Here is a 1826-nt window from a genome sequence, read left to right on the forward strand (position 1 = left end):
TTAGCAAACGCAATCCGTTTTTTGTCAATGGATGCTGTTCAAAAAGCAAAATCAGGTCACCCGGGTGCCCCGATGGGAATGGCAGATATTGCAGAAGTGTTGTGGCGTGATTTTTTAAAACATAATCCAACCAATCCGAAATGGGCAGATCGCGACCGTTTTGTTCTGTCAAACGGTCATGGCTCAATGTTAATTTATAGTTTGCTGCATTTAACCGGTTATGATCTTTCCATTGACGATTTAAAACAATTCCGTCAATTACATTCTAAAACACCGGGGCATCCGGAATATGGTTATGCACCGGGTGTTGAAACCACAACCGGCCCTTTAGGTCAAGGGATCACTAATGCGGTGGGAATGGCGATTGCCGAAAAAACCTTAGGCGGTCAATTTAACCGTGAAGGCCATGATATTGTGGATCACTACACTTATGTCTTTTTGGGCGACGGTTGCTTAATGGAAGGGATTTCGCACGAGGCCTGTTCCTTAGCGGGTACGCTTGGTTTAGGCAAACTCATTGCGTTCTATGATGACAACAATATCTCCATTGACGGTCATGTTGATGGTTGGTTTAGTGACGATACCGCCGCCCGTTTTGAAGCCTACGGCTGGCAGGTGATCCGCAATGTGGATGGGCATGATGCAGAACAAATCCGTGCAGCAACAATTCTCGCCCAAGCAGAAAAAGAAAAACCAACCTTAATTATTTGCAAAACCATTATTGGTTTTGGCTCTCCAAATAAAGCGAACTCCCACGACAGCCACGGTGCACCTTTAGGTGATGAAGAAATTGCCTTAACCCGTAAAGCATTAAATTGGGATTATGCGCCATTTGAAATTCCGGCGGAATATTATGCCCAGTGGGATGCGAAAGCAAAAGGTGCGGCTGCAGAAAAATCATGGGAAGAAAAATTTGCCGCTTATGAAAAAGCCTATCCGGAATTAGCCGCTGAATTTAAACGTCGTATGGCAGGTGAATTACCGGTAGACTGGACAAAATATTCCCAAGCTTTCATTGAAAAATTACAAGCCAACCCGGCAAGCATTGCAAGTCGTAAAGCTTCACAAAATGCTATTGAAGCTTATGCACAGGTGTTACCGGAGTTTTTAGGCGGTTCGGCAGATTTAGCCAGCTCTAATCTCACCTTATGGAGCGGTTCAAAACCAATTCGTGCTCATGAAAACGTTGATGGTAATTACATCAACTACGGTGTGCGTGAATTTGGTATGTCAGCCATTATGAACGGTATCGCTTTACATGGCGGTTTCATTCCTTATGGTGCTACGTTCTTAATGTTCTACGAATATGCCCATAACGCGGTGCGTATGGCGGCATTAATGAAATTACGCAATCTCTTTGTTTATACCCACGATTCTATCGGTTTAGGGGAAGACGGCCCGACCCATCAACCGGTGGAACAAACGGCGGCATTGCGTTTAATTCCGAATCTTGAAACCTGGCGTCCGTGTGACCAAGTGGAATCTGCGGTGGCGTGGCAACAAGCGGTAGAACGTCAAGAAGGCCCGAGCGCATTAATTTTCACCCGTCAAAATTTGGCGCAAATGGACCGCACTTCCGAGCAATTAGCCAATGTGGCTCGCGGCGGTTATATCTTAAAAGAGAGCCAAGGCACGCCGGATCTCATCTTGATTGCGACTGGTTCTGAAGTGGAACTTGCCGTTAAAGCGGCAGAAGTGCTTGCGGCTGAAGGCAAAAATGTACGTGTGGTATCCATGCCAAGCACCAACCGTTTTGACAAACAAGACGAAGCCTATCGTGAAAGCGTCTTGCCTTCTTCTGTCACCAAACGTGTGGCGATTGAAGC

The 1826-nt window shown here is 46.1% G+C and carries 1 protein-coding gene; it reads left to right on the forward strand.

Annotation, left to right across the window (positions count from 1 at the left end):
• Nucleotides 1-1826, forward strand: a 1826-nt coding sequence (tkt, locus tag BKK52_RS06075) for a transketolase (RefSeq protein WP_143531392.1), incomplete at both ends; no start/stop codon positions are given.

Source organism: Rodentibacter trehalosifermentans (assembly GCF_002000545.1).
In the GTDB taxonomy this organism is placed as follows: domain Bacteria; phylum Pseudomonadota; class Gammaproteobacteria; order Enterobacterales; family Pasteurellaceae; genus Rodentibacter; species Rodentibacter trehalosifermentans.